This window comes from Vibrio sp. PBL-C16, from assembly GCF_034321865.1.
GTDB classification, from domain to species: Bacteria; Pseudomonadota; Gammaproteobacteria; order Enterobacterales; family Vibrionaceae; genus Vibrio; species Vibrio alginolyticus.
On sequence record NZ_JAXLNY010000001.1, the window covers coordinates 1,651,053 to 1,675,225 of the forward strand.

At 45.9% G+C, this 24,173-nt stretch carries 20 protein-coding genes; 12 read left to right on the forward strand and 8 right to left on the reverse strand.

The window, feature by feature from the left end:
- Window positions 1–167: 167 nt before the first annotated feature.
- Complete coding sequence (locus UQW94_RS07230) at window positions 168–1,601, forward strand: PLP-dependent aminotransferase family protein (RefSeq protein ID WP_213874344.1); 1,434 nt, start codon at window positions 168–170, stop codon at window positions 1,599–1,601.
- Window positions 1,602–1,621: 20 nt separating this feature from the next.
- Here UQW94_RS07230 and UQW94_RS07235 read toward each other — a convergent pair whose 3' ends face one another.
- The gene (locus tag UQW94_RS07235) at window positions 1,622–2,644 is read right to left on the reverse strand and encodes a helix-turn-helix domain-containing protein (protein WP_213874343.1); all 1,023 of its coding nucleotides are present in this window, start codon (window positions 2,642–2,644) and stop codon (window positions 1,622–1,624) included.
- A 131-nt stretch (window positions 2,645–2,775) separates the two neighbouring features.
- Here UQW94_RS07235 and UQW94_RS07240 point away from each other — a divergent pair, with 131 nt between their 5' ends.
- The 3 genes from UQW94_RS07240 to UQW94_RS07250 are packed head-to-tail and all read left to right on the forward strand — an operon-like array spanning window position 2,776 to window position 5,153.
- The gene (locus UQW94_RS07240) at window positions 2,776–3,537 is read left to right on the forward strand and encodes an SDR family oxidoreductase (RefSeq protein ID WP_322142141.1); all 762 of its coding nucleotides are present in this window, start codon (window positions 2,776–2,778) and stop codon (window positions 3,535–3,537) included.
- A gap of 40 nt (window positions 3,538–3,577) precedes the next feature.
- Window positions 3,578–4,090, forward strand: coding sequence for a 2,4'-dihydroxyacetophenone dioxygenase family protein (locus UQW94_RS07245; RefSeq protein WP_104976255.1), 513 nt, complete (start codon window positions 3,578–3,580; stop codon window positions 4,088–4,090).
- Window positions 4,091–4,094: 4 nt separating this feature from the next.
- Entirely contained in the window at window positions 4,095–5,153 is a 1,059-nt protein-coding gene (locus UQW94_RS07250) for a zinc-binding dehydrogenase (protein WP_322142142.1), read from the forward strand.
- An 82-nt stretch (window positions 5,154–5,235) separates the two neighbouring features.
- Here the strand turns inward: UQW94_RS07250 and UQW94_RS07255 are convergent, their stop codons facing one another.
- Both UQW94_RS07255 and grxB read right to left on the reverse strand, forming a co-directional pair.
- Window positions 5,236–6,360 carry an alkene reductase gene (locus UQW94_RS07255; RefSeq protein ID WP_213970311.1) on the reverse strand — a complete coding sequence of 375 codons (1,125 nt, stop codon included), beginning with the start codon at window positions 6,358–6,360 and terminating at the stop codon, window positions 5,236–5,238.
- 10 nt (window positions 6,361–6,370) lie between these two features.
- The gene (gene grxB / locus UQW94_RS07260) at window positions 6,371–7,000 is read right to left on the reverse strand and encodes a glutaredoxin 2 (RefSeq protein ID WP_213970312.1); all 630 of its coding nucleotides are present in this window, start codon (window positions 6,998–7,000) and stop codon (window positions 6,371–6,373) included.
- A 199-nt stretch (window positions 7,001–7,199) separates the two neighbouring features.
- On the opposite strand from grxB, the gene UQW94_RS07265 reads away from it, so the two are divergent.
- Window positions 7,200–8,135 (forward strand): LysR family transcriptional regulator, encoded by a 936-nt coding sequence (locus UQW94_RS07265; RefSeq protein ID WP_322142143.1) that lies wholly within the window; start codon window positions 7,200–7,202, stop codon window positions 8,133–8,135.
- Here the strand turns inward: UQW94_RS07265 and UQW94_RS07270 are convergent.
- Window positions 8,088–8,999, reverse strand: coding sequence for a LysR family transcriptional regulator (locus UQW94_RS07270; protein ID WP_005392753.1), 912 nt, complete (start codon window positions 8,997–8,999; stop codon window positions 8,088–8,090). The two genes, UQW94_RS07265 and UQW94_RS07270, sit on opposite strands and share 48 nt — an antisense overlap.
- 220 nt (window positions 9,000–9,219) lie before the next feature.
- Here UQW94_RS07270 and UQW94_RS07275 point away from each other — a divergent pair, with 220 nt between their 5' ends.
- On the forward strand, window positions 9,220–12,099 hold the full coding sequence (locus UQW94_RS07275; protein WP_322142144.1) for an MGH1-like glycoside hydrolase domain-containing protein: 2,880 nt from the start codon (window positions 9,220–9,222) through the stop codon (window positions 12,097–12,099).
- Between the two features lie 106 nt (window positions 12,100–12,205).
- On the opposite strand, the gene UQW94_RS07280 is transcribed toward UQW94_RS07275, so the two are convergent.
- Window positions 12,206–13,774, reverse strand: a complete 1,569-nt coding sequence (locus UQW94_RS07280; protein WP_322142145.1) for a DEAD/DEAH box helicase — start codon at window positions 13,772–13,774, stop codon at window positions 12,206–12,208.
- Window positions 13,775–14,492: 718 nt separating this feature from the next.
- Between UQW94_RS07280 and UQW94_RS07285 the strand changes: the two genes are divergently transcribed.
- Genes UQW94_RS07285 through UQW94_RS07295 form a run of 3 tightly spaced genes read left to right on the forward strand, consistent with a single transcriptional unit; the run spans window position 14,493 to window position 18,190 of the window.
- Complete coding sequence (locus UQW94_RS07285) at window positions 14,493–15,848, forward strand: diguanylate cyclase domain-containing protein (protein ID WP_064354545.1); 1,356 nt, start codon at window positions 14,493–14,495, stop codon at window positions 15,846–15,848.
- Entirely contained in the window at window positions 15,835–17,151 is a 1,317-nt protein-coding gene (locus UQW94_RS07290) for a glycosyltransferase (protein WP_322142146.1), read from the forward strand. The genes UQW94_RS07285 and UQW94_RS07290 overlap by 14 nt, the downstream gene beginning before the upstream one ends.
- Before the next feature lies 1 nt (window position 17,152).
- Window positions 17,153–18,190 (forward strand): HlyD family secretion protein, encoded by a 1,038-nt coding sequence (locus UQW94_RS07295; protein ID WP_322142147.1) that lies wholly within the window; start codon window positions 17,153–17,155, stop codon window positions 18,188–18,190.
- A gap of 51 nt (window positions 18,191–18,241) precedes the next feature.
- On the opposite strand, the gene UQW94_RS07300 is transcribed toward UQW94_RS07295, so the two are convergent.
- The gene (locus UQW94_RS07300) at window positions 18,242–18,952 is read right to left on the reverse strand and encodes a lipoate--protein ligase family protein (RefSeq protein WP_322142148.1); all 711 of its coding nucleotides are present in this window, start codon (window positions 18,950–18,952) and stop codon (window positions 18,242–18,244) included.
- 225 nt (window positions 18,953–19,177) lie between these two features.
- Here UQW94_RS07300 and UQW94_RS07305 point away from each other — a divergent pair, with 225 nt between their 5' ends.
- Complete coding sequence (locus tag UQW94_RS07305) at window positions 19,178–19,504, forward strand: DUF4156 domain-containing protein (protein WP_322142149.1); 327 nt, start codon at window positions 19,178–19,180, stop codon at window positions 19,502–19,504.
- Window positions 19,505–19,572: 68 nt separating this feature from the next.
- Here UQW94_RS07305 and UQW94_RS07310 read toward each other — a convergent pair whose 3' ends face one another.
- Both UQW94_RS07310 and UQW94_RS07315 read right to left on the reverse strand, forming a co-directional pair.
- Window positions 19,573–20,601: a hypothetical protein gene (locus tag UQW94_RS07310; protein ID WP_322142150.1), complete on the reverse strand. Its 1,029-nt coding sequence runs from the start codon at window positions 20,599–20,601 to the stop codon at window positions 19,573–19,575.
- Between the two features lie 411 nt (window positions 20,602–21,012).
- Entirely contained in the window at window positions 21,013–22,161 is a 1,149-nt protein-coding gene (locus UQW94_RS07315; RefSeq protein ID WP_017819834.1) for a PLP-dependent aminotransferase family protein, read from the reverse strand.
- Between the two features lie 124 nt (window positions 22,162–22,285).
- On the opposite strand from UQW94_RS07315, the gene UQW94_RS07320 reads away from it, so the two are divergent.
- Window positions 22,286–23,155, forward strand: a complete 870-nt coding sequence (locus tag UQW94_RS07320) for an AraC family transcriptional regulator (RefSeq protein ID WP_064369384.1) — start codon at window positions 22,286–22,288, stop codon at window positions 23,153–23,155.
- 80 nt (window positions 23,156–23,235) lie between these two features.
- Window positions 23,236–24,132, forward strand: coding sequence for a LysR family transcriptional regulator (locus UQW94_RS07325; RefSeq protein WP_213867584.1), 897 nt, complete (start codon window positions 23,236–23,238; stop codon window positions 24,130–24,132).
- The last annotated feature ends 41 nt before the right edge of the window (window positions 24,133–24,173 follow it).

Consider the following 24,173-nt stretch of genomic DNA (forward strand, 5'->3'; position numbering starts at 1 on the left):
TTACCTCTGGGGTTGTATTTGGATTAAACGATGCTGTTTAACATGTTTGTTTAACCCATACATTTCATATCAATCATTACAATTGTGGTTTATTTTTGTGCATTTCACCTCATTTTGTGAGTTAAAGTTCGCCATTTGTTAAATGGAAGTTACAATGAGCGTTAAAAATGAATCAATTAAAATATTGTGTCATGACAATTTCTTTGAACCCGATCATTCGGCCAGGCACCGCTAAATACATCTCCATTGGTAACTATCTTGTCGAATGTGTCCGCAGTGGTTATCTAAAACCGGGGACTCGATTACCCACACATCGTGAGTTTGCAGAGCAAATTGGCGTCAGCGTACAAACGGTGAGCCATGCATATGGTTATGCAGAGAAAAAAGGGGCGATCGAGTCTTGGGTTGGGAATGGTACTTTTGTCAAATCAGGTTTTGTGGATGAAAGTACGGACACGGAGTTCATGCTGACACAAGAGATGAAAGAAACGCCGGATGAAATTGATATGTCGATTGCACATCCAGTGGTGACCGATCGCCACATTACGCTTTTTAATCAGGCGTTAATGGCGATTGCTGGGCAAACAAACAATCGTGGTTTGATCAGTAAAGCAAAGCCGGTAACAGGTCAGCCTCATCATATTGAGTCAGGAGCACGATTTCTAAGTAGCCAAGGGCTGGATGTGGGTGCCGATCAAATATTACTCACAAATGGTGCATGCCATGGTTTAACGTTGGCTTTAAGCACAGTTGTTGAACACGGTGATGTAGTTGCTTGTGGTCACTTGGTTGATCATGGCTTGATCTCTCGCTCGAGAATGCTTGGATTTAAGTTGCAACCACTTGAAATGGATGAGTTTGGTATAACGCCGGATGCATTTGAATGGGCATGTAAACACAAACCAATCAAGGTATTGTGTTGCACACCGAGCATGGCTAACCCGACTAGTGCGCATATGGATGTTGAACGCCGAGAGGCGATAGCGAATATTGCGCAGCAATACGACATCTATGTCATTGAAGATGACGTGTATGGAGCACTAGAACCTAACCGTGTCCCACCCCTTGCCACATTGTTACCCGAACAAGCTTTCTATGTCACCAGTTTAACCAAAGTTGTAGCGCCAGGCATGCGCACTGGCTATCTGACGGTCCCACGTCATTTTTTGCAGCACGCGATTGGTCGTTTAGCGGCAACGAGTTGGTCTGCGACTCCATTACCATTTGAAGTTGCTCATTTGTGGATCGAAAACGGTACGTTAAATCGACTTATTCGCTTTCAAGTCAATGAGTTTGCTAAGCGACAGCGAATAGCAAAAGCCGCTTTAGAAGGGCATGTTTATAGCTCGCACCCGAATGGACAGCACATTTGGTTGAGACTACCCGAGCAGTGGAATAGCGATGACCTGGTTGCTTCGGCTAAGCGTTCAGGGGTGCAGATCACTGGATATAAACCGTTTGTTCTCGATACTAATCAGCCAATGCCTTACGTGCGAATCAGCTTGGGAGCAGAAACAAACCGAGGCTACATCAAACACGGGTTATCTGTGATTGCTGAAATTCTCGATACCAACCCTCCCACCTCACACTTTTTGGTTTGAACGATAGGTTATTTATGCTTTTAACTGATGGGCTTAAACGTTTGTAACTGAGTTTTTTCTTGTCGCCATTGCCTTGGTGATTTTCCCGTCCAGCGACGAAAGTGGCGGCTGAAGACCGCAGTTTCTGCATAGCCCAGTTGCAACGCGATATCGGTAATACTCTGAATATTCTCATGCAATCGCTGTTCGGCGAAATCCTGACGCACTTGTTGTAAAAGCTGTCGATAATTTGTGCCCTGTTGTTTCAGCTTGTTTTGCAGCATTCTCGGATGCAGGTCCAATGCTCTTGCAACGCGCTCAACGCTGCATTCTCCGGTTGAGAGCAGACGGCCAATCATGTTTGCTGCTTGGTCACTGAGATTGTTGGGGTAACGGGTTTGCAGCTCTTTGAGGTGCTGTTGAAAATGGCGCTCTAGTGCGTCTTCATCTTGGTGGTTCTTAGCGTTAAGCAGAGTCGCTTTAAGTAGGATACCGTCAAACTTATCACCGAAACGCAGTTTGTTCTGCTGGGCAAACTTGCTTTTTTCTACTTCCAATGTTGCGTGTTGAGTCAAATGTAGCGCGAAGTGACTTGCTTCAATATCAAGCAGACTGGCAATAAACATCGCCAGATGCGACACACTGAGCTGCATCAACTGCGCGATACCTCGTTCGCTGTGCACATCAATATTGAGCGACAACCGTACCCAATCATCTTGTGGCGTCATGTTGAGAGTGACCCCTGACGAATGCAGATAGAGAAAATCATTCACCCGCGCCAAGGCTTCACCGACCGTTTGCGCCCGGGAAACCAGCATTGGCAAGTCTCCCAAGCTCTGTAGGTTTTGACGCTCGGCGAGCAACACGCCAAACAGCGGTTGCTGACAACGAGCAGCCGCTTCCTCCAGCAATTCAGCCAGCCTAGGGTAGGCGAGATACGTATCGGGATTGCGAAACTGCGCCGCAGACAGCCCGGCGGCAGCCATAATCTCAACCGGATTCTGCCCCAGTTCGGAAACCAAGCTATCAAATTTATCGGCAGCGCCACTTCGTACGATATACATGTCTCGATTTTTAAATGTTAACAGGTTGTAAATCGCAATGTATCAAATTTACTTCGTAAAAGGTCAAGTGAGTGCCAGTGAGTTGATCTAAGTTACATTTCGATAACAACAACGCATGGATGAGAAGCTGTATGGAACTTATCAATAAAACTGCCATTGTGACTGGGGCAGCTGGTGGAATTGGCCAAGCCATCATTGCAAAGCTGAGAGAGCAAGGAGCCAAAGTGCTTGCTGTCGATATTTCAGAACAATCATTGCCAATGTACACAAGTTTTGACCCAAAGCAGTTGGGAACCTTTGTCGCGGACGTCACCGATTACCAACAAGTTGAAGCTATGGTGAAGTGCGCGGTTGAACAGTTTGGCTCGCTTGACATCATGGTCAACAACGCGGGCATCGGTGCACCGAAACCTCTGCTTGACCACGACCCAATTGCCGATTTTGAGCCGATCTCTAAGGTCAACCAAAATGGCGTTTACTACGGCATTCTTGCCTCTGGAAGACAATTCCAAGCGCAAGGCACGCCGGGCGTGATCCTCAATACTTCTTCTGTTTACGCACGAATGGCGTCTGAGATGACCTTTACCTACAACGTCAGTAAAGCCGCAGTCGATATGATGACCAAATGCGCCGCATTAGAACTCGCACCATTGGGTATTCGTGTTTGCGCTGTCGCTCCGGGACGCGTTGATACTCCTATGTTAAGGCAATACGAAGAGATTGGCCTGTGGGACCACATCCGCAAAGAACAGATGCGTCAAAACTTCACACAACCAGAAGAGATTGCTGATGTGGTGGCGTTTCTGGTCAGCGAGAAAGCCAACTGTATCAACGGTTGTACCATCAGCGCATCTGACGGTTTCGAGAATTTTAAGTACCCACTTATGGGATAGGCGAGTACGCCACATTACAGCAATAGCGAGGATGTAAGTTATGTCATTACCAGAAGTTATTCAGCACCAAGATTTCTTATTAACTCTTAATACCAATGAGGAGTCGCTCATCAAAGACGCGTTACCGGGTGTTGATGTTTACCCGTTGTTTCTTGACCCAGAAAACGGTACTTGGGTGATTCGTGCCAAATTCAAACCGGGTATCACTCTGCCTAAGCACTTCCACACTGGCGTGGTGCATTTCTATACGCTGAGTGGCGCTTGGCACTACATTGAGTACCCAGATCAAGTCCAAACTTCTGGTAGCTACTTATATGAGCCGGGCGGTTCGATTCATACCTTTCACTGTCCAGAAGAGTCGGGTGGTGCAGATGGCTTTATGGTGATCCAAGGTGCGAACATTAACTTTGACGACGAGGGTAACTTCATCAACATCATGGATGCAGGTTGGATTGAGCAAGTTGTTATTGCAACAGCGAAAGCACAAGGCTTCACCGCGCGCTACATCAAACCGGGTGCGATTGCTGGTCTCAGCGATGAGCTAGCGGAGTAACCCCATGCAACAGATGAACAGTATCATAATGCAGGATGGTAGTGTCCGCCTGAAGCAAGTCGAAATCCCCAAACCTGCAGCGGGACAAGTGTTGGTTCGCAGCCTTGCCTGTGGCATTTGTGGCTCCGACCTTCACATTACTCGACACGCGGATGAGGTATTTGATGTATTCCACCAGCTCGGGTTGATACCTGATGAAGCCGGTGAGCACGCTCAAGTGATGTTAGGGCACGAGTTCTGTGCGGAAATTGTCGAATACGGTGCCGGTACGCAGCAAACGTTGTCCGTTGGTAGCCGAGTCACCTCAGTGCCGATGTTGCTCAGTCAAAATGGCGCGGGCGTTGGTGTTACTCCGGGTACTTATGGCGCGTACTCTGAGTACTTCCTGCTTGATGAAGCGTTATTGCTACCTGTCCCAGACGGAATGCCGTCTGAGGCGGCGGCATTAACCGAACCACTGGCGGTCGGTTTGCACGCGGTCAATCGCAGTGAAATCGAGACGGAAGAAACCGCGCTGGTTGTCGGTTGCGGCCCTATAGGGTTGGCGGTGATTGCTGCACTGAAACAACGTGGTGTGAGCAATATTCTTGCGGTCGATCTTCAGGAAGAGAAACTGCAACTTGCTAGTGAGTTTGGCGCAAATCGATTGATCAACTCGACCAAGGAAGACGAGATCGCCGTTGGTGAGCAGTACGCGATGAACTCACGTCTGGTCATTTACGAGTGTGTTGGCAAGCATACTTTGATTGACGATTTTCTGCGCCGCGCCCCTGCCCGAGCGCGAATCGTCATCTCGGGTATCCATACTACACCCGCAATCATTAACTACGCGTACGCGACGGTAAAAGAGCTCGACTTGAGATTCTCTTACTACTATCAACCGCACGAGTTTGAGCAATGCCTACAAGCGATTGCCGAACATACGTTGCCTTGGCAGAAAATGCTCACTGCCAAAGTAGGGATCGATGGTGTGGAAGATGCGTTTAGACAGTTAATGACTCCCAATGACCACATCAAAGTGGTTATCGAACCTTGGCGCAGCGGCGCGTTAGAAGTGATTTAACTCTTAGCCAGATTTAGCTAGCTAAAACCAATTTTAGTTTGGTGACAGCCCCAACCGTAGCAGCTAGGTTGGGGCTTTTTTGTTAGGCCTGTTCTGCGCATTCCTGTTGCAGAGCAGGGTAATCGGTGTAGCCTCGTTCGTTTCCGCCAAACAACGTTGAGCCATCGAGTTCTGCCAACGGATGGTGATGTTGCAATCGAGAGACCAAGTCTGGGTTTGCTACGAATGGTCGTCCGAATGCGACAAGATCCGCGTAGCCTTTCTCTAACACTTCGTTTGCTCGTTGAGGATTGTAGCGACCTGCGACAATGATAGCGTTGCGAAAGCGCTTTCTAAGTTCGATTCGGAACGTCTCTGGAATCGTTGGTGCATCGGCCCAATCGGCCTCGGACAAGTGCAAGTAGGCAATGTCGCGCTCCTGTAGCTGTTTTGATGCCTCTAAGATCGTTGGCACGATATCTGGGCAGTCCATATCTTTAAAGGTAATGAATGGTGCCAATCTCACCCCAACTCGATGCGCACCAATAGCGGCGATAACTGCATCCACTACTTCGATAAGAAAACGGATACGATTTTCTCGTGAACCGCCGTAGTTGTCTATTCGATGGTTTGAGTTGGTTCTTAAGAACTGATCGATCAGATACCCATTCCCGCCGTGGATTTCTACACCATCAAAACCCGATTCAATGGCGCGTTTGGCTGCGTTCGCGAAATCACCGACAACTCGGTTGATATCCGCTTGTGTCATGGCGCGAGGCTCAACACAATCGACCATATTGCCGTTGCCTTGTTCATCTGCAATCCAAACTTGCGTCTCTACCGGAGCGAGCGCAGATGGTGCGATAGGCTGTTCACCATTTTGGAATGTTGGGTGAGACACTCTGCCCACATGCCATAGCTGACAAAACATCGCTGAGCCTTGTGATTTGACCGCTTGGGTCACACCCTGCCAGCCCGCCACTTGCGCATCGGTGTAAACGCCAGGGGTGAACGAATAGCCTTGAGAATCGTCCGAAATTTGCGTGGCTTCGGAAATGATCAGCCCGGCAGAAGCGCGCTGTTGATAATACGTTGCCATCATCTCATTCGGGATGTTGCCCGGCTGAGTGGTGCGTGCGCGAGTCATTGGTGCCATGACAATACGGTTTTGTAGTGACAACGCTTTTAGTTGAGCTGGTTCAAACAGCTTATTTGTTCTTTGTTTCATGTTGCGCTCCTCAGATAAGTACTGGCACGTTGGTCGCTTTACGAGCGGTTGCCATCCAGTGAAGTACGGCTGGATCCCATTGCACTTCGGGCGCACTGAAAAAACCGCGTAGAATGGAGAACATAATGGCTTGGTCAACCAGTGACGTTTGCTTTTCTGAACTTAGGTTGAGCAAGGGTTTGGTTTGTTCTATCAAAGCGGCGACTTCTTTCGCAATCGCAGGTGTATCGTTAATCAAGGCTTCAAAATTTAACGCTTCGGTTTCTTTTTTTGCACGCCATGCTTGTTTAGCGGTTTCTGTTGCAAATTCCGGTAACGTCATGTTTGACCAACGCGGATACCCGACTTTTTGTAGCGGTAAAAACGCTTGTTTTTGCCAGTCTAAAACCGGTGCTGAGGGTTGGCTGCTTTCTTTGGAAGATGCCAATTCAAGGAAGTAGTTGATGATGTCTAAGCTTTCCGCCATCGCTTCACCATCGTCTTTGATCAAAAGAGGAACTTGTTTTGCGCCGATGATGTTTGTGGTGGTGCTCTCGTCGTCATAAGCAATGTTGATGACGTCGAGCTGAATATTCAGCATGCCTGCGACAAAACGGACGCGGGCGCTAAAGGGGCAATGTTCATAAATGTACAGTTTCATTTTTTGTTTCCTATCTCTTGGCTGGGTAGGGCGTGTTGTTGTGCGTTGAACAGCGTTACGGCGTTTAACTTTGCCCTGTCACATAACGTTCTGGGTCTAAACAATGTCGATAGGGTCAGTATATGGATTCGACTTAATTTGATAATTGGGTTATATCTGAATTGATTATTCAGTTTTTCCAAATAATAAGGGCGCGAAGGTGGATAAGTTTTCGGATATGACGTTGTTTGTTAGCATCGTTAAACATCAAGGTCTGGCAGCGGCGGGAAGGGAGTTAGGTTTGTCTCCGGCGACGGTAACGGCAAGGCTGCAAGCGATAGAAGAACGCTATGGTGTAAAGCTGCTCAACCGAAGCACACGCCACGTATCACTCACGGACGCAGGGGCAATGTACCATCAAGCTTGTCTGAACATCATTGATAGCGTGAAAGAGACGGAAAACTTGCTGCAAACGGGTATTTCGGAAGTGCGCGGAACGTTGAAAATTTCAGCTCCACGAGATATTGGCAAACAAATTATTTCGCCGATGGTGTCGGCTTTTTCTGAGCAATATCCGGATGTGACGCCTTATCTTTATCTTAATGACAATTTATCGAACTTGGCTGAATCGGGGCTCGATTTAGTGATTCGTTACGGTGAGTTAGCGGACAGTAATCTCATTTCGCGCAGGCTGGCGTCGAGTCAACGCGTGCTGTGCGCGTCACCTGATTATTTGGCGAAGCAAGGTGTCCCAAACTGTCCACAAGATCTCGCGGACCATCGCTGCTTAGCCATGGTGCGCAGCAATGAAGAATTAAAGACGTGGCACTTTAAAGATGAAGAGTCTCACCAAACGATCACGGTCACGCCAAAGCGCTTTTCTGATGATGGTGAAGTGATTCGACAATGGGCGTTGGAGGGGGCGGGGATTGCGTTGAAATCGATTTTAGATATTCAGCAAGACCTCAAACAGCAACGTTTAGTAACGGTTTTGGATGGGTATATGAAAAACTTCAGCGCCTTTTCGCAAGGCGCTGAAGCGGATCTACATGTCATTTATAAAAGCCGCCAATATCAACCGAAAAGAGTTCGCCTGTTTTTGGACTTTCTAGTTGAGCAATTTAGCGCGCTGAGTGATGCCAGCAATCAGATCTAGATGCGATTCAGAGGTTTCTCGGCGGTGGCGATAAATCCCGACGGTGCCAGGGTTTGGTTCGTTTTCCATGGTTAAGCATCGTAAGCCAAAGGATTCCAAATACGGTTTGAGGTGGCCGGTATAAGACATCACCGCGACGCTTTCTTTCAGTACATCAATACTGGCGAGCAGAGAATCCACTTCGTAAGTCGGTCTGTCATCCAGTTGCTGCCTTTCGCGTTCATTTTGTTTCGGGATTGGGTTATCGATGACGTGAGCGAATTTCTTAGCGTCATAAGTGACCGAAAGAGCAGGGTATTCGTGCAGCATCTCTTCGGTGACGGTTTTACCTAGCAGTGGATGGTTTGGGGAAACAAAATAGGCATCAACCGTTTGAAATAACGGAATAAACGTAACATCGCATTTAGACGACAAGCCGACAATCTCGTGGCCGATGAAAAATTCAATCTGTTCGTTGATTAATGAATCCATCAAGCCTAAGTGGTTGCCAAATTCGACGTGTGTAGATGCCGATGGCTGCTTGGTCAGATGTTCATTGAGTGCTTGTTTGACGAACAGCGGCCACCACGCATCGCCAGTACCCATTTTAATTTTTCCGACTTGATACTGTTTCCGTTCATCAATGCTTTGCATCATTTGGTTGTATTCATGCTGCATCGCGTTGCTATGGCGATAGAGGATGCGTCCGTATTCGGTCAACACCATGCCATTAGGATGACGTTCAAACAGCGTCACGCCGAGATTCTCTTCCAGCTTCTTTAAATTGCTTGTTACCGTTGGCTGGCTTAACCCTGCCATTCTTGCCGCAGCGCTGATGCTTTGGCAGCGTGCAACCAGTAAAAATTGCTGCAGAGATTTGTCCATTTTCTTTCCCCTCTAAGAACGAGGGGTATTTTGCACAATTTCATTTATAAATCACAAATCTGTAATCTCATTTGATTGAAATTATGCGCATTTCATAGATCTACATCACTGTTGGGGTCTGACGTATAGATGTTATCTATAGCTCGCTCCTGACTTCCTATTTTCCCCTCAAAAAGGTGTTCTTTAGACTGTCGCCAAAACAACAATCTAAGGGATGAACATGAAACCGAGTTTTATTGCGCTTGCTGTCGCGTCTTGTATTGGTCTTGCTGGATGTGGGTCAGATTCCTCTGATGCGCCTGTGCCGGTCGACAAACCAATTATTTCAGCCGACTTATATTTACGTGGTTTAAATGGGGATTGGGGCACGGCAGAGCATGCCAAGCTAAACTATTTGGGTAATAACGAGTACGAAACCGTACTGCGCGTCGCTCGAGGTAGCAATCAGTTCAAGATTGCTGATCCGGGTTGGCAGATCCAATACACCTATTTTGAGGAGCCCGCGGCGTTCGATAAAGCTCAGGAGTACCTGCCAAAACCAGACACGAATGAAGCGTGTATGAACGATGATTGCAACTCTGAGATCACGTTTGAAGACAAAGGGTATTACAAGTTTTCTGTGAGCTTTGCCGATGAAAGTCGCGCGACAATGACTGTGACGAAAGCAACGCAAGAAGAAGCGGAAAAATACTACTCTGATGCGATTCTCGACCCTGCAATGGTGCATGAAGGGCATCAGAGCAGAGAAGTGAAACTGTTCGCCAATTACGATGACTCGAGTGATACCGTGATTTTCTCGGTGAAAGATCCTAAAGCTGAACTGCGTGAATTTGGTATTTCAACGACGACAGAATTGCGTGATGCGCTCGACCAAGGCTTAGTGATTAATGAGCAAGCAGGGCCGCGAGTGGTGTCGGATGATGTCGCGTTTGACGCGTTGTTTGCGTTGACGATGAAAGAGCTAGACCAGCTTGCTGTTTCTGAAATCAAAGACGGCAATTACAACTACAACAACCCAATCAAAGCGGAAGTTTTTGAGACGGGCGCGAAGTGGCATTACGTGTGGACGCGTGATTTGGCGTACGCAGCAGACCTTTCGCTTGCATTGATGAATCCAACTCGGGTGCAAAATGGTTTGAATTTCAAATTGTCTGCTTTCCGCGACACGACCGATCAGCAATACGATGGCGAGCAGATTGTGCAAGACACGGGCACTGGCGGCAGTTGGCCAATCAGTACCGACCGCACGACTTGGGCGCTTGGTGCAGAACGCTTACTTTCGGCATTGGATGGAGAAGAGTACAACCAGTTTGCTGAGCGCGCATATAAAGCTATCAGCAATACACTTGAAGCCGATCGCCTGGCGGCTTTTGATGCGAAATCCGGTTTATACACTGGTGAACAATCCTTCCTCGATTGGCGTGAGCAAACGTATTCAACGTGGACGCCAAACGATGTCAATGCGATTGGTAGCAGCAAAGCGTTATCGACAAACGTGGTTCACTATCGCGCGATTCAGCTCGCGGCTAAGTTGGCAGAGAAGTACGACTCAACCAACGCGGTCAAATACACCGAGTGGGCTGAGCAGTTAAAAACCGCTATCAACGATCAGTTTTGGAATGCCGAACGCGGTATGTACGTAAGCTATTTGTTTGACAATGGCAAAGACATCGCGGTCGACAAATACGATATGTTGGGCGAAGCGTTGGCGATCATCAGTGGCGTGGCAAGTGATGCGCAGGCGAAACAAATCATGGCCAATTACCCACACAGTGAGTTTGGCGTGCCGGTTTACTTCCCTCAACAACCGGACGTGCCTGTGTACCATAATCGCGCAATTTGGCCATTTGTTACCGCGTACAGCTTGCGCGCCGCGCATCAAACACAAAACGTGGCTGCGGCGAACAATGCGATTCAATCGTTGGTTCGTGGCACGGCAACTAATTTATCCAACATGGAAAACTTAGAGTGGCTTTCTGGTAAGTCATTCATCATCCATAGTGATCATGGTGAAGATCCAAGCATGGATGGCCCAGTTATTAACTCTCAGCGTCAGCTTTGGTCTGTGGGTGGCTACTTGAACATGGTGATAGAGACCCTATTCGGCATCCATACCGAAACGGGTAATTTGGAAGTGAAGCCATTTATCACAAGTTGGGTGCGCAATAACTTGTTGGCTCAGTCTGAACAAATCACGTTGGAAAACTTTGCCTTCAAAGGAAAGAACTACTCGGTAACGATTGACTTGCCTGAAGTAAGCAAAGATGAAACAGGTTACTACCCAGTTGAAAATGTCACGATGGACGAAGAGGGGCATTTCCACGTGACACTGGGCGCGTTTGTGAATGTAGATAGCAGCATTACTTTAGTTTCTGGGGTGAAACCGTATGTGAGTGAAGACAGTCGCGTTTATTCTCCGCAAGAGCCAACATTGGTGGTAAAAAGCGTTGATAATTCGGTTTCGATTGACGTGACGAGCAAGTACAACGTGAACTTGTATCGCAATGGCGAGCTGATTCAAAAGAACGTGATTGCTCAATCTTATTCCGATACGCCAACAGGTTTTGCTTGTTATTTGGCTGAAAGCATTAACGATAAAGGCTTCCGTTCTAACCCAAGCCAACCAGTTTGTGTCGGTGAAGAGATCCGCATCAAACTCGATGGCGAATATCAGCCACTCAAAGATAATGTCTCAGTGGTTACGGTGAGTAAAGACAGTGGCATCGTAAAAGGTGCAGAGTCGTTTACAGCCCCTGTAACGGGCACTTACCAGTTCGATGCTTGGTACAACAATAACCTAGGGCAACTTAATACTGGCATCACGAATACCGTGAAACTGTTAGAGGTATTGGATGATGCAGGTAAAGTGGTTGGTCAAGGTTACTTGCAGATGGGCCATATTGGTGAAAACCAAGGTATGCGTTACTCAACGCCAATTGAAGTAGCGTTGGAGCAGGGGAAAACCTATCAGATCGCGCTGAAGGACCACTTCAATATGAGTTACCTCAAATCGAATGAAACCTACATCTACGCTGGTGGTATTGAGGGTGAAAAGAACGAAGCGCAAATCGCAGATATTCGAATCACACCTTTAATGTAGGCTGTTTTAACAAAGCAGTGTTCTAGAAAACTGTGTTCTAAGAAAAACAAAGCCGCTGAGATTATCAGCGGCTTTGTTGTATTTGCTATCGGTGGCCGTTTACAGATTAGTTTGCAGCCTGCGGACGAGGTTTACGGCGCTGACCTGACGGTTTGTTTCCTGCAGGCTTAGCATTGTTTGGCTTGCGGTTACCAGACGGTTTACCAGCGTTGCCACTCTTATTACCGTTTGGTTTATTTCCACTCGGTTTATTGTCATTTGGCTTGTTGCCGTTAGGTTTACGGTCATCTGGTTTGCTGTGTGCACGACCTTGGCCTTCACGGTTACCTTTAGGCTTACCCGCACCGCCTTGGTTGGTGCTGTTTTTGTTGCCGTTGTTACCGCCGTTGAAGCGACGTTTAGGTTTGTTTGCACCATTGCCTGATTTCTTATGGATTGCTGGGGCGTTTTCACTTGCAGCATTTGGCGCTTTTGGTTTTTTCGGCTTCTTAGGTTTTTTCGGTTTGATTGGGCGAGTATCCAGTTTAGATTCTGGCACCACATTGGTTGGCGCAAAACCTTCCAGCTCTTTACGTGGTAGTACTTCTTGAATCAAACGTTCAATCGCAAACAACTCAGATGCTTCTAGCGCACACACGAGTGAAATCGCTTTACCTACTTCGCCTGCGCGGCCAGTACGACCAATACGGTGAACGTAGTCTTCTGCCACTTTAGGTAGCTCAAAGTTCACCACTTGCGGTAATTGCGGAATATCGATACCGCGCGCAGCAATGTCCGTCGCGACCAACACACGAATTTCACCCGATTTGAAATCCGCCAGTGCTTTGGTACGTGCGCCTTGGCTCTTGTTGCCGTGGATGGCAGCAGCCGGTAGATTTTGTTCGATCAGGAACTTCGCCAGACGGTTTGCGCCGTGTTTCGTTTTCGTAAACACCAGCACTTGCTTCCAATCGCCGTCTTTGATCAGTTTAACCAAAATCGGTGCTTTCTTCTTCACGTCTGCTGGGTAGATGCTTTGCTCAACCGTTCTCGCTGTCGAGTTCGCCGGGTTCACTGAAATCTCAACCGGATTGTTCACCAAGCCTTTCGCAAGGTCGCGGATTTCATCCGAGAAAGTTGCAGAGAAAAGTAGGTTCTGACGCTGTTTTGGTAGCAGAGCTAGGATTTTACGAATGTCACGGATAAAGCCCATATCCAGCATGCGGTCTGCTTCGTCCAGTACCAGAACTTCTAGTTGGTCGAATTTGACCGCATTTTGGTTGTACAAATCCATCAGGCGGCCTGGTGTTGCTACCAGCACATCCGCACCTTTGCGAAGACGCAGCATTTGCGGGTTGATCTTCACACCACCAAAAACAACCGCACTGCTTAGTGGAAGGTGACGGCCGTACATAAACACGTTTTCTTGCACCTGAGCTGCAAGCTCACGTGTTGGCGTTAGGATAAGTGCACGAACTTGGTTAGCACGGACGCGAGAGCCGTTCGATAAACGCTCAAGAATCGGTAGCGTAAAGCCTGCAGTTTTACCTGTACCAGTCTGCGCTGCTGCCATTACGTCTTTCCCTTCCAAAATAGCAGGAATTGCTTTTGCCTGAATTGGCGAAGGGGTGTCGTAGCCTTTCTCTTGAATAGCTTTAAGGATTGGAGCAGATAGACCTAACGAGGTAAAACCCATATGTATGATTCTCAATTGTAGAGTTAGATAACAACGCGCCGAAAATAAATCGGTGCGAAAAGTGCGACATTCTGAGGCTTTTACGCGCAGGCTTCAACTAATTCCGTCATGGATAAATATTTGAACTGGATCTCATTTATTTTTTGAACAAAAAAGAGCATAGAAAAGTGACGTAGATTCATTCTGTAGTTTGAATGTGTTACGTGTTCTTTCGGAAAAAACAGCGAGAAAAATGGTGATTATTAATCACTCAAACGGCTTAAAAATACTTATTTGATAAATAATCAGAATGATTGAATGTTATTCAGTGTTTTGCCACTCAATTTTAATGGAAATTAGTTGGTAAAGTATTACCAAGTCTCAGATTTGATACATGACGGTATGGTTAAATGCTGAGCAGAAAGGAATCGACTGATATAAAACAATGAGCTTGATGTGAATGCAAGGATCTAATTCTGCATCAAATCGCACTATTATCCCAGCTTGCTAACAAAAGGTTGTACTATGCGCTTTGCTGTCCGATTTCTCTACTCACAGACTCCTTCACACTTTATTCAGAGATCTTTCTGCTTTTACTGCCTGAGTTAAAGCTCTCTAAATATTTGTTCTATTGTTGTATTTAACGGTGGCAAGGTTTGTCTACCTAGAGTGCCTTGTTACTGCAAGTTCTATATTTCTGATGTTATGAATTAATTTTGTGGTTGTGAGAACTAATAAAATGTCGTCAATAAATAACAATTTCTACTGGGTTGGTGAACAGCCTGTCAGTGAGTTAGCTGAAGATATGGTTTTGGTTAATCATATTGATGAGGTGGCAACGGGACTCGGTGGCATGGTGTGTATTGCTTATCAAGATTCACACCAAATAGATACCGCGCTGAAAGCGTTTTATCAGGAGAAAGGACGTTGGTCTTGGGCGGTTTATGTCTCCGTGGAAACCCCTTATTCTCGATGCGTTACCGACGGTGTATTTGAAGTTAGAGAATCAATAAAAATTTGGCGATCTATTCAAAATAAGCTCGATGCCATTGATGAACCGGAAGTGTTAGACCCTTTGATTGGTTGGCTTGGGGTCAATCGTCAGCGAAGAGTGACTGCTTTAAAAAGCTTAGAGTCTATGTCGGTTTATTCGTATCCAATTATCGATATGTTCTTTCCTGATATTTATTCGACTTATCGATACGTACTCTCAGAGCAAGGTCGCGGAGTATTAGAAGCAGAAGTACTGATCGACAGAATTCGTGTTTGTTCTCAATGTAATAGCGGGCACTTGAATTATGTAGAGGTGTGCCCGGATTGCAGCAGCATCGATATCGACTCTCAAAGCTCTTTGCACTGCTTCACTTGTGGCCATGTTGGTGAACAACACAGCTTTCAGCGCCGTGGAAAGCTCGAGTGCCCCAAATGTTTGACTCAGCTGCGCCATATCGGCGTTGATTATGATCGCCCGCTTGAAAACCACGTTTGTAATAGTTGCTCCAGTTTATTTGTTGAAGCGGCGACGATCAGTCAATGTTTAAGTTGTGACTCAAAGATCAAGGTTGAAGAGCTTGTTGTCCGTAAAATTTACCAATATCGACTTGGTGAAGTGGGTGAATACATTTTCCAACACGGTAAGTCCATTCAAGCTCCTGAACTCTCGATCAAAGGCAAAGTGGAAGTCAGCTTTTTCCAAAATTTGCTTGCATGGTTAAATAAAGTCGCGCTGAGACACAAAGAACAGCACCTTCTACTTGGACTGCATTTACCGACGATCGATGAATACGGTAAGCAATATGGCGATGCAAGATTGTTCTCATTGATGGATCAACTGACGCGTCGTCTTAGCGGCTTGTTTAGAGATACCGATATCTGTTGTCAGTACAAACAGGATGTTTTGCTTGTCCTAATGCCAAATACGACCAACGCGAGCCTGTCCATTTTACAGCAAAAATTATCGGATCTGGGTGAACTAGTTGAAGACGAAGAGTTTGAGTTGGATGTCTTTGCTTGGGACCTGCCCGATCCGATCATTGAAGACGGTGTTTCTGTTTGGATGGAATCGCTGATGGGTGAGATTTATGCTGCAAGATAGTCTCGTTCTGCTCGACTATCTTCGAGGCATGCTACTTCACAATGAAGAGTTATGGCTATTACTGTTTCCCGTCATGATCATTATCGAGCTACCTCTATATTTGCTGGTGCTAACAGGGATATTTCGTTGGTCATATGCGCAAGAAGACCAAGAATTAAAGCGGTTTCCTTCAGTGAGTTTCGTTATTACTTGTTATGGTGAAGGTGATGCGATTGGGATCACTATCGATACGTTAGTTGAGCAAGTTTACCCAGGTCATATTGAAGTACTTGCTGTGGTTGATGGGGCGGTACAAAACCAAGATACCTATCAAGCCGCGTTAAATGGTGAGAAAAGGCATGCAGGCGTTCGTAATCGTAAAGTGCGCGTGTTGCCAAAATGGCAACGAGGAGGCAGGGTCTCAACACTGAATGCTGGCTTATCAATGGCTAGTGGTGAAATCGTCATTAACGTGGATGGAGATACGTCATTCGATAACGACATGGTCTTCACCATGATGAAACAGTTTGCGGATAAAAATGTGATTGCGAGCGGTGGTGCGTTAAGAGTTCGCAACCATAACGCCAACTTGTTGACCAAAATGCAATCCTTGGAGTACATGCTGTCGATGCAAGCCGGTAAAACGGGGATGGCGACGTGGGGAGTGCTCAATAACATTTCTGGCGCCTTCGGAGCGTTTCGGAAGAACCTGCTTAAGCAAGTGGGGGGCTGGGATACGCATACCGCAGAAGATCTCGACTTAACCATGCGCTTGAAGCAATACAAACGTCGTTACCCTGATAATAAATTGGCCTTTTCGACGCACTCCATCGGCCATACTGATGTACCAGATACGTTGAAAGGTTTGGTATTGCAGCGGTTGCGTTGGGATGGCGATTTATTGTTTTTGTTTTTGCGTAAACACAATGAAGGGTTGTCTCCACGGTTACTTGGTTGGGGAAACTTCTTATTCACTTTGGCTTATGGCGTGATTCAAAACGTTTTATTGCCGCTGCTTGTGGTGATATTTAGCGTGTACATGGTGATTGTCTATCCACTTAAATTTGTATTGGCGTTGATGCTAATGCTCTATTTTGTCTACCTCTTCTTATCTGCTCTGATTTTTGTTGTCTACATTGGGCTTGTATCAGAGAGAAAAAAAGAGGATTTGAAGTCAGCGAAATGGTTATTTCTTTACCCTTTCTACCAGTTTTTCATGCGTTTGATTACCGCTTTCTCAATGGTTAATGAAGTTGTAAGGAGAAGTCATGAAGAGTCGAGTATGGCACCTTGGTGGGTATTGAAGCGAGGTAAAAAGTTTTAGTATGAAAGTTAACTTTCACTTAGATAAGAAAAATAAACCGCAGTCTGAGAACGGGATGAAAGTCGTCTACGGACAGGCAAAGCGTGGCGGTTATCGTCTCCGTTGGTACTTGATTTTAGCGATTGTAATCAGTCCGCTTTTGTTTATGGCTTATTACTTGTTTAGAACGCAAGTATTAGTGACGGCACCCGCCATTATCACGTCACATCCACTTACGGTGACGGCAACTCGCTCTGCCATTGTTGGGCCAGTGCCTGTGAATGTCGGTACGGAAGTGACTCAGGATCAAGCGCTGGTGTTGTTAAAAGATAATGCGTTGAACAAGGAGATTGATTTTATAAAAGAAGAGTTGATTAAATTGTCAAAAAATCAAGTTCAGAGTACTGATGAGCTATACAAAAGTGCTATTGAAAGCTCAGCCGAAGGCTTGAAGAAGGTCCGTGATATTCAGAAAAAATACGACGTTTACAGAAAGAAAGGGCAGGTGTCTGAGGTGGATTACGCGGCTATTGTGAGTGTGAATAACTCACTGAGCAATCAGTTAAGCAGTCAGAAAATTGCTTATGTGGATGCGATGCGTAACTTGGAAGAGTTAGAGTTGGCTGGTCCAGTGACACAAGAGTATCGATCATTAATGCGTGAATTGGTAGTCAAACGCGCGCAACAAGAAAATTTAACTTTTCGTTCTCCTATGAAAGGGCGTGTGCTCGATGTTCATGTACACGAAGGGCAAAATGTCTCTGAAAATACTCCCTTACTTACGATCGCTCGCAATGTTACGCCGGAGATAACCGCTTTCTTAAACCCTAAATATCTCCAATACAGTAAGATGGATACTAAAGCGAAAGTTGTATTTCCTGATGGTCGAAAGTTTAGAGCGACGCTATCGAAGCCAGTTGAGGTTGTGAACAAGTTGCCTTCTGAACTGCAAAGTCCATTCGAAGGTCAATCTGCGTATTTGAAGGTGACGCTGAGTTTTGATGAAGCTCTAGAAAAAAGCCGTTGGATTGAAGGCGTAGAAGTCGAAGTTCGCTTTTAATATCGTTAAACAAAAAAGGAGCTTTTGCTCCCTTTTTGTTTACACTGATTTTTACTCCGCTTTTGCATGCATTAAAAACGCGCTAGTTAATTGCTGAAAGAGAGAATCTACCGACGGACGGTCGGATATATGATGGAAGAGCGGTGTGTGGACATCACCACGAATATCATCGTCATGACCACAAAAATGATTACACATTCGTACTGGTTCGACAATCTTCTCGACGTCGGAATCAATCAGAATGCATGCTTGTGACAATACCACTTGTCCGCCGCCTTTTTTAAGTAAAACACGCTGCGCGGTTCCCACGACTTTTTGCCCGCCAATGTTGAGGTTGTACTCGCCATCGCAGTAGGAATAAGGCGTAGCATGAACATCCACTTTCACGCCGAGCTGTTTAAAGAAAACCGTTAATATCGCACATAAATCGAAATACGCTTTTTTGATGTTGTAAGGCTCGCCTTCTGACCAGTGGTAAATGTGGGATAGATTGATAATACCTGGCACCTGAGGGACTGGTGCACCACCGGTTTTACGAGAAAAGAGCTTCCAGCCAGACGTATTTAACGCATGTTCTAACTCATTAGACACTGGCCATTTCTTACCCGCGGGAAGCACGAGCGTTGGACTTTTTACTTGCCAAAGCAATAGCACTTGCGAGAGTTGGTTGGACTGAACTTGTTTAATGAGCTCATCTTCTTTGTCAAATGCATCAGCGACTTCCGTAGCTGTGTAGCGAATTAGCTTATTTTTAGCAACCAAACTCTATCCCTCGCGGCTATTTAATCATTACTGTTGTATCTCAGATACAGCTTTATTGCTAGGTCTGTGATTATTAGGTTTTTGCTCGCTAGCTGCATGATCACCTTTTGGATCTTTTCCGTTGTCCATTAATTCTACTTGAACACGCGATAAAAAGTTTTTGCTAGTCATCACATCAGCCATTCATAAAATCTGCCATCTATGAAAAATTTTGGCGATATAAGTATGAAAAAGCGAGTGATGACTCTCGCGTTAGCGGCATCATTAACGGGATGTGTAACGTTCCCAACTCAAGAATCTGAGCAAGTACAGGTGCTTTGGGACAATGTTAATGCGATTGAAAACTGTGAACTAATAGGTACCGTGATCGGCTCAGAAGGACACTTTTACGACTATTGGCTTCACGCAGATAAAGACATGGTTTGGGGTACGCTAAACCAAATGCGCATCAAGGCGGCGGATTTAGACGCAGATACCTTGTACTTATATCAACCATTGAGCTTTTCTACGTCAGTAACGATGTTTGCAAATGCTTACAAGTGCAAACAGTAGCTATAGGCTTGAAGACAGGCGCTGCTCGCCTGTCTTTGATGCGCTCTACAAATACTGGAGACTTTGCGTTAATTGACGTTTGCTGTCGCCACCGCTGATGTATCAGAAAACGACAATGTAAAGTCTCGCTCGGTATTAAGCACTTTGGCTGGAAACTCTAAGCTCAACTGCGTATGTGGCGCGACTTCTGAAGCAATGCTAGTAACGAATTTTCGGGTTTCTCTAGGAGAGATCGATATGTCACTTCCACCTTGTGATGAGAGCTCAGCGATACCCATTGTTTCAAGTGTGTTACCGGCAGTATCCGCCAGGTGTAGTAAAGATTCTGACTTGTAGATTAATTCTCCACTTTCTGTGCGATATGCATTAAACGAGTTGAAATTTGGTTGCAATGATCCTTGTGAACCAATGTTAGTAACGGAAAATGTCACATTAGCGCCATCAAAGTTCTCGACTCTTACAAGTACGTTACTGTCTTGGTAACGAGCGGCTGCTGCCGCAGTTGCTTGCTGTTTCTGCCTCTGTTTCTCTTTTTCAATGTCGCTTAACTGTTTCTGCTCATTAGCGATTCGATTCTTTGCCATGTAGTACGACTGATCGACCATTGCTATTAAAGCGGGGATTGAATACAAAGTGAGGCCTTCCAAATGGTCAAAGTCGATTTTGGCATGTTGAGTACGTTTATGATTAGAAAATTGGCAGTAACCATCAATCAAACTGATGAAAGCCACTTCAAAAGTGCCTTGTAATCGGCTTACTTCCTGTGCTGCTTTCTCTAGATTTGAGCGGACTTTCCGAATCTCTTCCAAACTCTTTTGTGAAAGACGACCGTTTGGCGATACGTCGTTAGAAACCGAAACCAGTTCTTCGGTCACAAATGGATTGTTTTCGGCAGGAATCACCGTAGTGATACGGTTGGATTTGGTGATGTCTTCGCCCAATAAAACCATCATTTTTTGCGATGCGGCGGTTGTGTTGCCCGCTAATACGTCACTACAGTTTGGCGACGTATTGGCATACACGGCGAATGCGGTAAAAAGTGAAAGTGTAACGGACCAGCCGATGGTGACGAGTCCTGTCGTGGTTCGAGTATTCATCCTGATAACCCCTCTGTCATTTGGTGCGATTCACTGACGTAATTGCCAATCAAAAGATTGGCTCGCGACATTCAGAATGGTTCTGGTCAACCCTTCGTAGTGGGTATGCCCACAGATGCTTTTTTAGTCGTTTATCAACCGCTAAGCCACGATTGATAAAGTGTCTGAAATTGAGAGCATTAACGCTGCGAAGTTGATGTCTTTGACTGAAAGATAGACGTAACTTTTCCAACCATCAAATACGTGATTGAGTTCTCATTTTTATATGAGTGAGAGGTTCAAGAGAAAACAGGCACTTACTGTAGAGAGTTGATTTGAAGGAAAAATATAAATTTTTTTGGGGAACTTTTTTGATGCTGCCTTTGAGACTTTTTTTGAATTTCAAAGGCAGGTTCTTACACTCGCGTTCAATTACAATGTGTTGAGGACATCCGCGAGTCGAGAGACAGCTGTCGTCAGTTCTTCTGGTGTAGCATTGGTAAAGTTAAGACGCAGAGCGGCTTTTACCTTTGAACCTTCTGGATAAAAGACCGGGCTCGGCACTACAGCAACCCAGTTTGCGAGAAGGTTTTTCGCCAGTTCGAAGGTGTCGCATTCTGGAATCTCGACCCAAACGAACATACCACCATCGACGGGTTTGAGTACGCAACTTTCTGGCAGCTGTTTTTGCAGTTCAGCAAACATGACATCGTAACGTGATTTGTAAAGAGCACAGATGGTTGAAATGTGCGTTTCGAAGTTGTCATGTTGCAGTAGACCATGCAGCAAAGCTTGCATAGGAATACTAGAGTGCAGATCGGCACCTTGTTTAATTTTGATAAGTGGCTCAAGGTAGCTGCTTTTGCCCGTAACTACACCAATACGCAAGCCTGGTGAAGCTATTTTGGAGAAAGAGCGCAATACGATGGAGTGTTGCGGGCAGAAATCTGAAACTAGCGGTAGTGCTTCACCAGAAAAACGCAGCTCACGGTATGGTGCGTCTTCAATGAATGCAACGTCGTATTGGATACAAAGCTCGGCAACTTTTTGGCGAGTCTCTAGCGCCCAGCATACGCCCGTTGGGTTGTGAAAATCGGGTACGGCGTAGAACATTTTTGGTTGCTGCGTGGCAAAGCATTGTTCGAGTTCTTCAAGGTTTGGGCCACACTCGGTTTGTGAAACGGTCACGATGTTGGCTTGCACTAGACCGAATACTTGCATAGCACCAAGGTAGCTCGGTGCTTCCATCACCACTTTATCGCCCGGATTTACGTACGCACGCGCAATCAAATCTAGCCCTTGCTGAGAGCCCGTTGTGATCATAGCCAAATGAGATTCTGGCAGCTGGTAATAATCGGTCAAAAAATTAAGTAGCGGTGCGTAGCCTGCTGTTGCGCCATATTGAAACACCTCTGGCATATTCGCGAGGTTTTCTAGCGTCGGTTTCATTAAGTCGATCGGGAAGGTTTTTTCGTCCGGCAAGCCACCTGCAAGAGAAATGACGTTCTTATCGCTCGCTGCTGCGAGGATCTCTCGGATGTAGGATGACTTAGTTTGTTGTAATGACTGTGCGATTTCCATGTGCTGTGCTTCTCGTAATTGTCTTTTTTATGTCAGAAATAGTATAGGTAAATTGCCAAGCTTGGTGTGTCCATTTATGCTGTTAAACATGTCCATTTATGCTATTTAAGTGAAAGTTTACTCCGTGAGCCATCAACAAGTTTCCAGAATCAATGACGTGCTGTTTTACATTCACCAGGACATTAGCAGAGATTTATCGGCTAAAGAGCTAGCAGATGTAGCAGCCTATTCTGAACAGCACTTCCATCGTATTTTTAAAGATGTGGTAGGGGAGTCTGTCCATCAATATATCCGTCGCACAAGAATGGAATACGCAGCCAATCAACTGATGTTTGATACCAGCTCATCGGTGTTAGACATTGCTAACAAGTGCGGCTTTAGCTCGGTATCTTCTTTTAGCCGAGCGTTTAAAGCAACGTTCGCTATGTCTCCTGGTGCGTGGCGAAAGCATGATTTACAAGTCGCAGAAAAGCCGTATCTAAAAGATCCGGAAGTGGCTGCGGGTTATCATCGGGTTGCTAAACGCGAGTTGCCAGAACCTAAAATTATGGAGGTTCCACAACGCTTTGCGGCTTATGTGCGGCATGAGGGTTATAGCCGTTCCATTCGCAATGCGTGGCTGATTTTGAAGGCGTGGGCAAGCTCTGAGAATCGGGACTTTTCGGTTCAATATGGTTTGCATCACTCCAACCCCGCTTGGGTCGAGCTAGATAAGTGTCGCTATGTGGCTTGTATGGCGATTGATAAGCCGCTTAAAGTACGCGGTGTCGTGAATCAAATGACGATTCCGGGTGGTTTACATGCTGTTTTTCGCTTAACGGGAGTATATGGTGAGCTTCTTCCTCAACTGAGTATGGTATTAGAGAAGTGGTTGCCGAATTCAGGCTTTAAGCAGCGTTCTACTCCCGCTTATGTTCACTATCATAAAAACCATTTCCTCAGCCATGATGAGGCGTTTGAGCTGGACTTCTATCTTCCCGTCAGTTTTTTCTAACCGGAGTATTTATTTACTATCCGTAAGGAAGAAAATGCTAAGCTCTATATGGTGATTTTTTACAAATAATTGAAAATTAAATGAACATCGATCATGTAAAGCTATTTGTCCGTTTGGCTTCGACACACAACATCAGCATGGCTGGCCAGGAGCTTGGACTTTCTCCTGCTGTCGCTAGCGCACACATCAATAAACTTGAGGACAGCTTAGGAGTACGTTTAGTTCATCGCACCACACGCAAAGTTTCCTTAACTGAAGAGGGGCAGGCATTTTTACCTCACGCGGAGGAGGTCCTTGCAACAGTGGAGGCAGCAAGGGGAGCTGTTGGCTCAGGGCAGAGCGCGCCAACGGGAGTATTACGTATAACCGCTTCTGCAACTTTTGGTCGCTTGCATATTGTGCCCGCATTAAAAGGTTTTATGGCGCGTTACCCAGGGTTAACCGTGGACTGCCGATTTTCTGATTCCATTATTGATCTGGTTGAGGGAGGTTTTGATGTCGCCATTCGTGTCGCTGAGTTGAAAGATTCTTCATTGGTCGCAAGAAAGCTTGCGCCAGATCGTCGTATTATCGTTGCATCACCAGATTATATTGAACAATTTGGGAGACCTAACAAGCCCCAAGACTTGACGAATCATGAATGTATTAACTTAGTTGGAATGAATAATTGGTCATTCAATACAAAAGATGGAATGTTCAATGTAAGAACTTCTGGTCGTTTTAAAACCGATAATGGTGATGCGATGAGAGACGCGACGGTAAACGGGTTAGGTATTTCTATCAACTCGGTTTGGAGTGTTTATCAAGAATTACAAAGTGGTCAGCTAGTGGAAGTACTCGAAGATCACCCTTTAGCGATGGATGCTGGGATTTGGGCTGTGTACCCAAGCTCTCGTTTAATTGCGCCTAAGGTGCGTGCCTTTATTGATTACTTTGCTGAATACTATGGCACGCCACCTTATTGGGAAGAGGTTTAAAAGTCACAAAGACCATAATCCGTGCTCAGTTGGAATAGCAA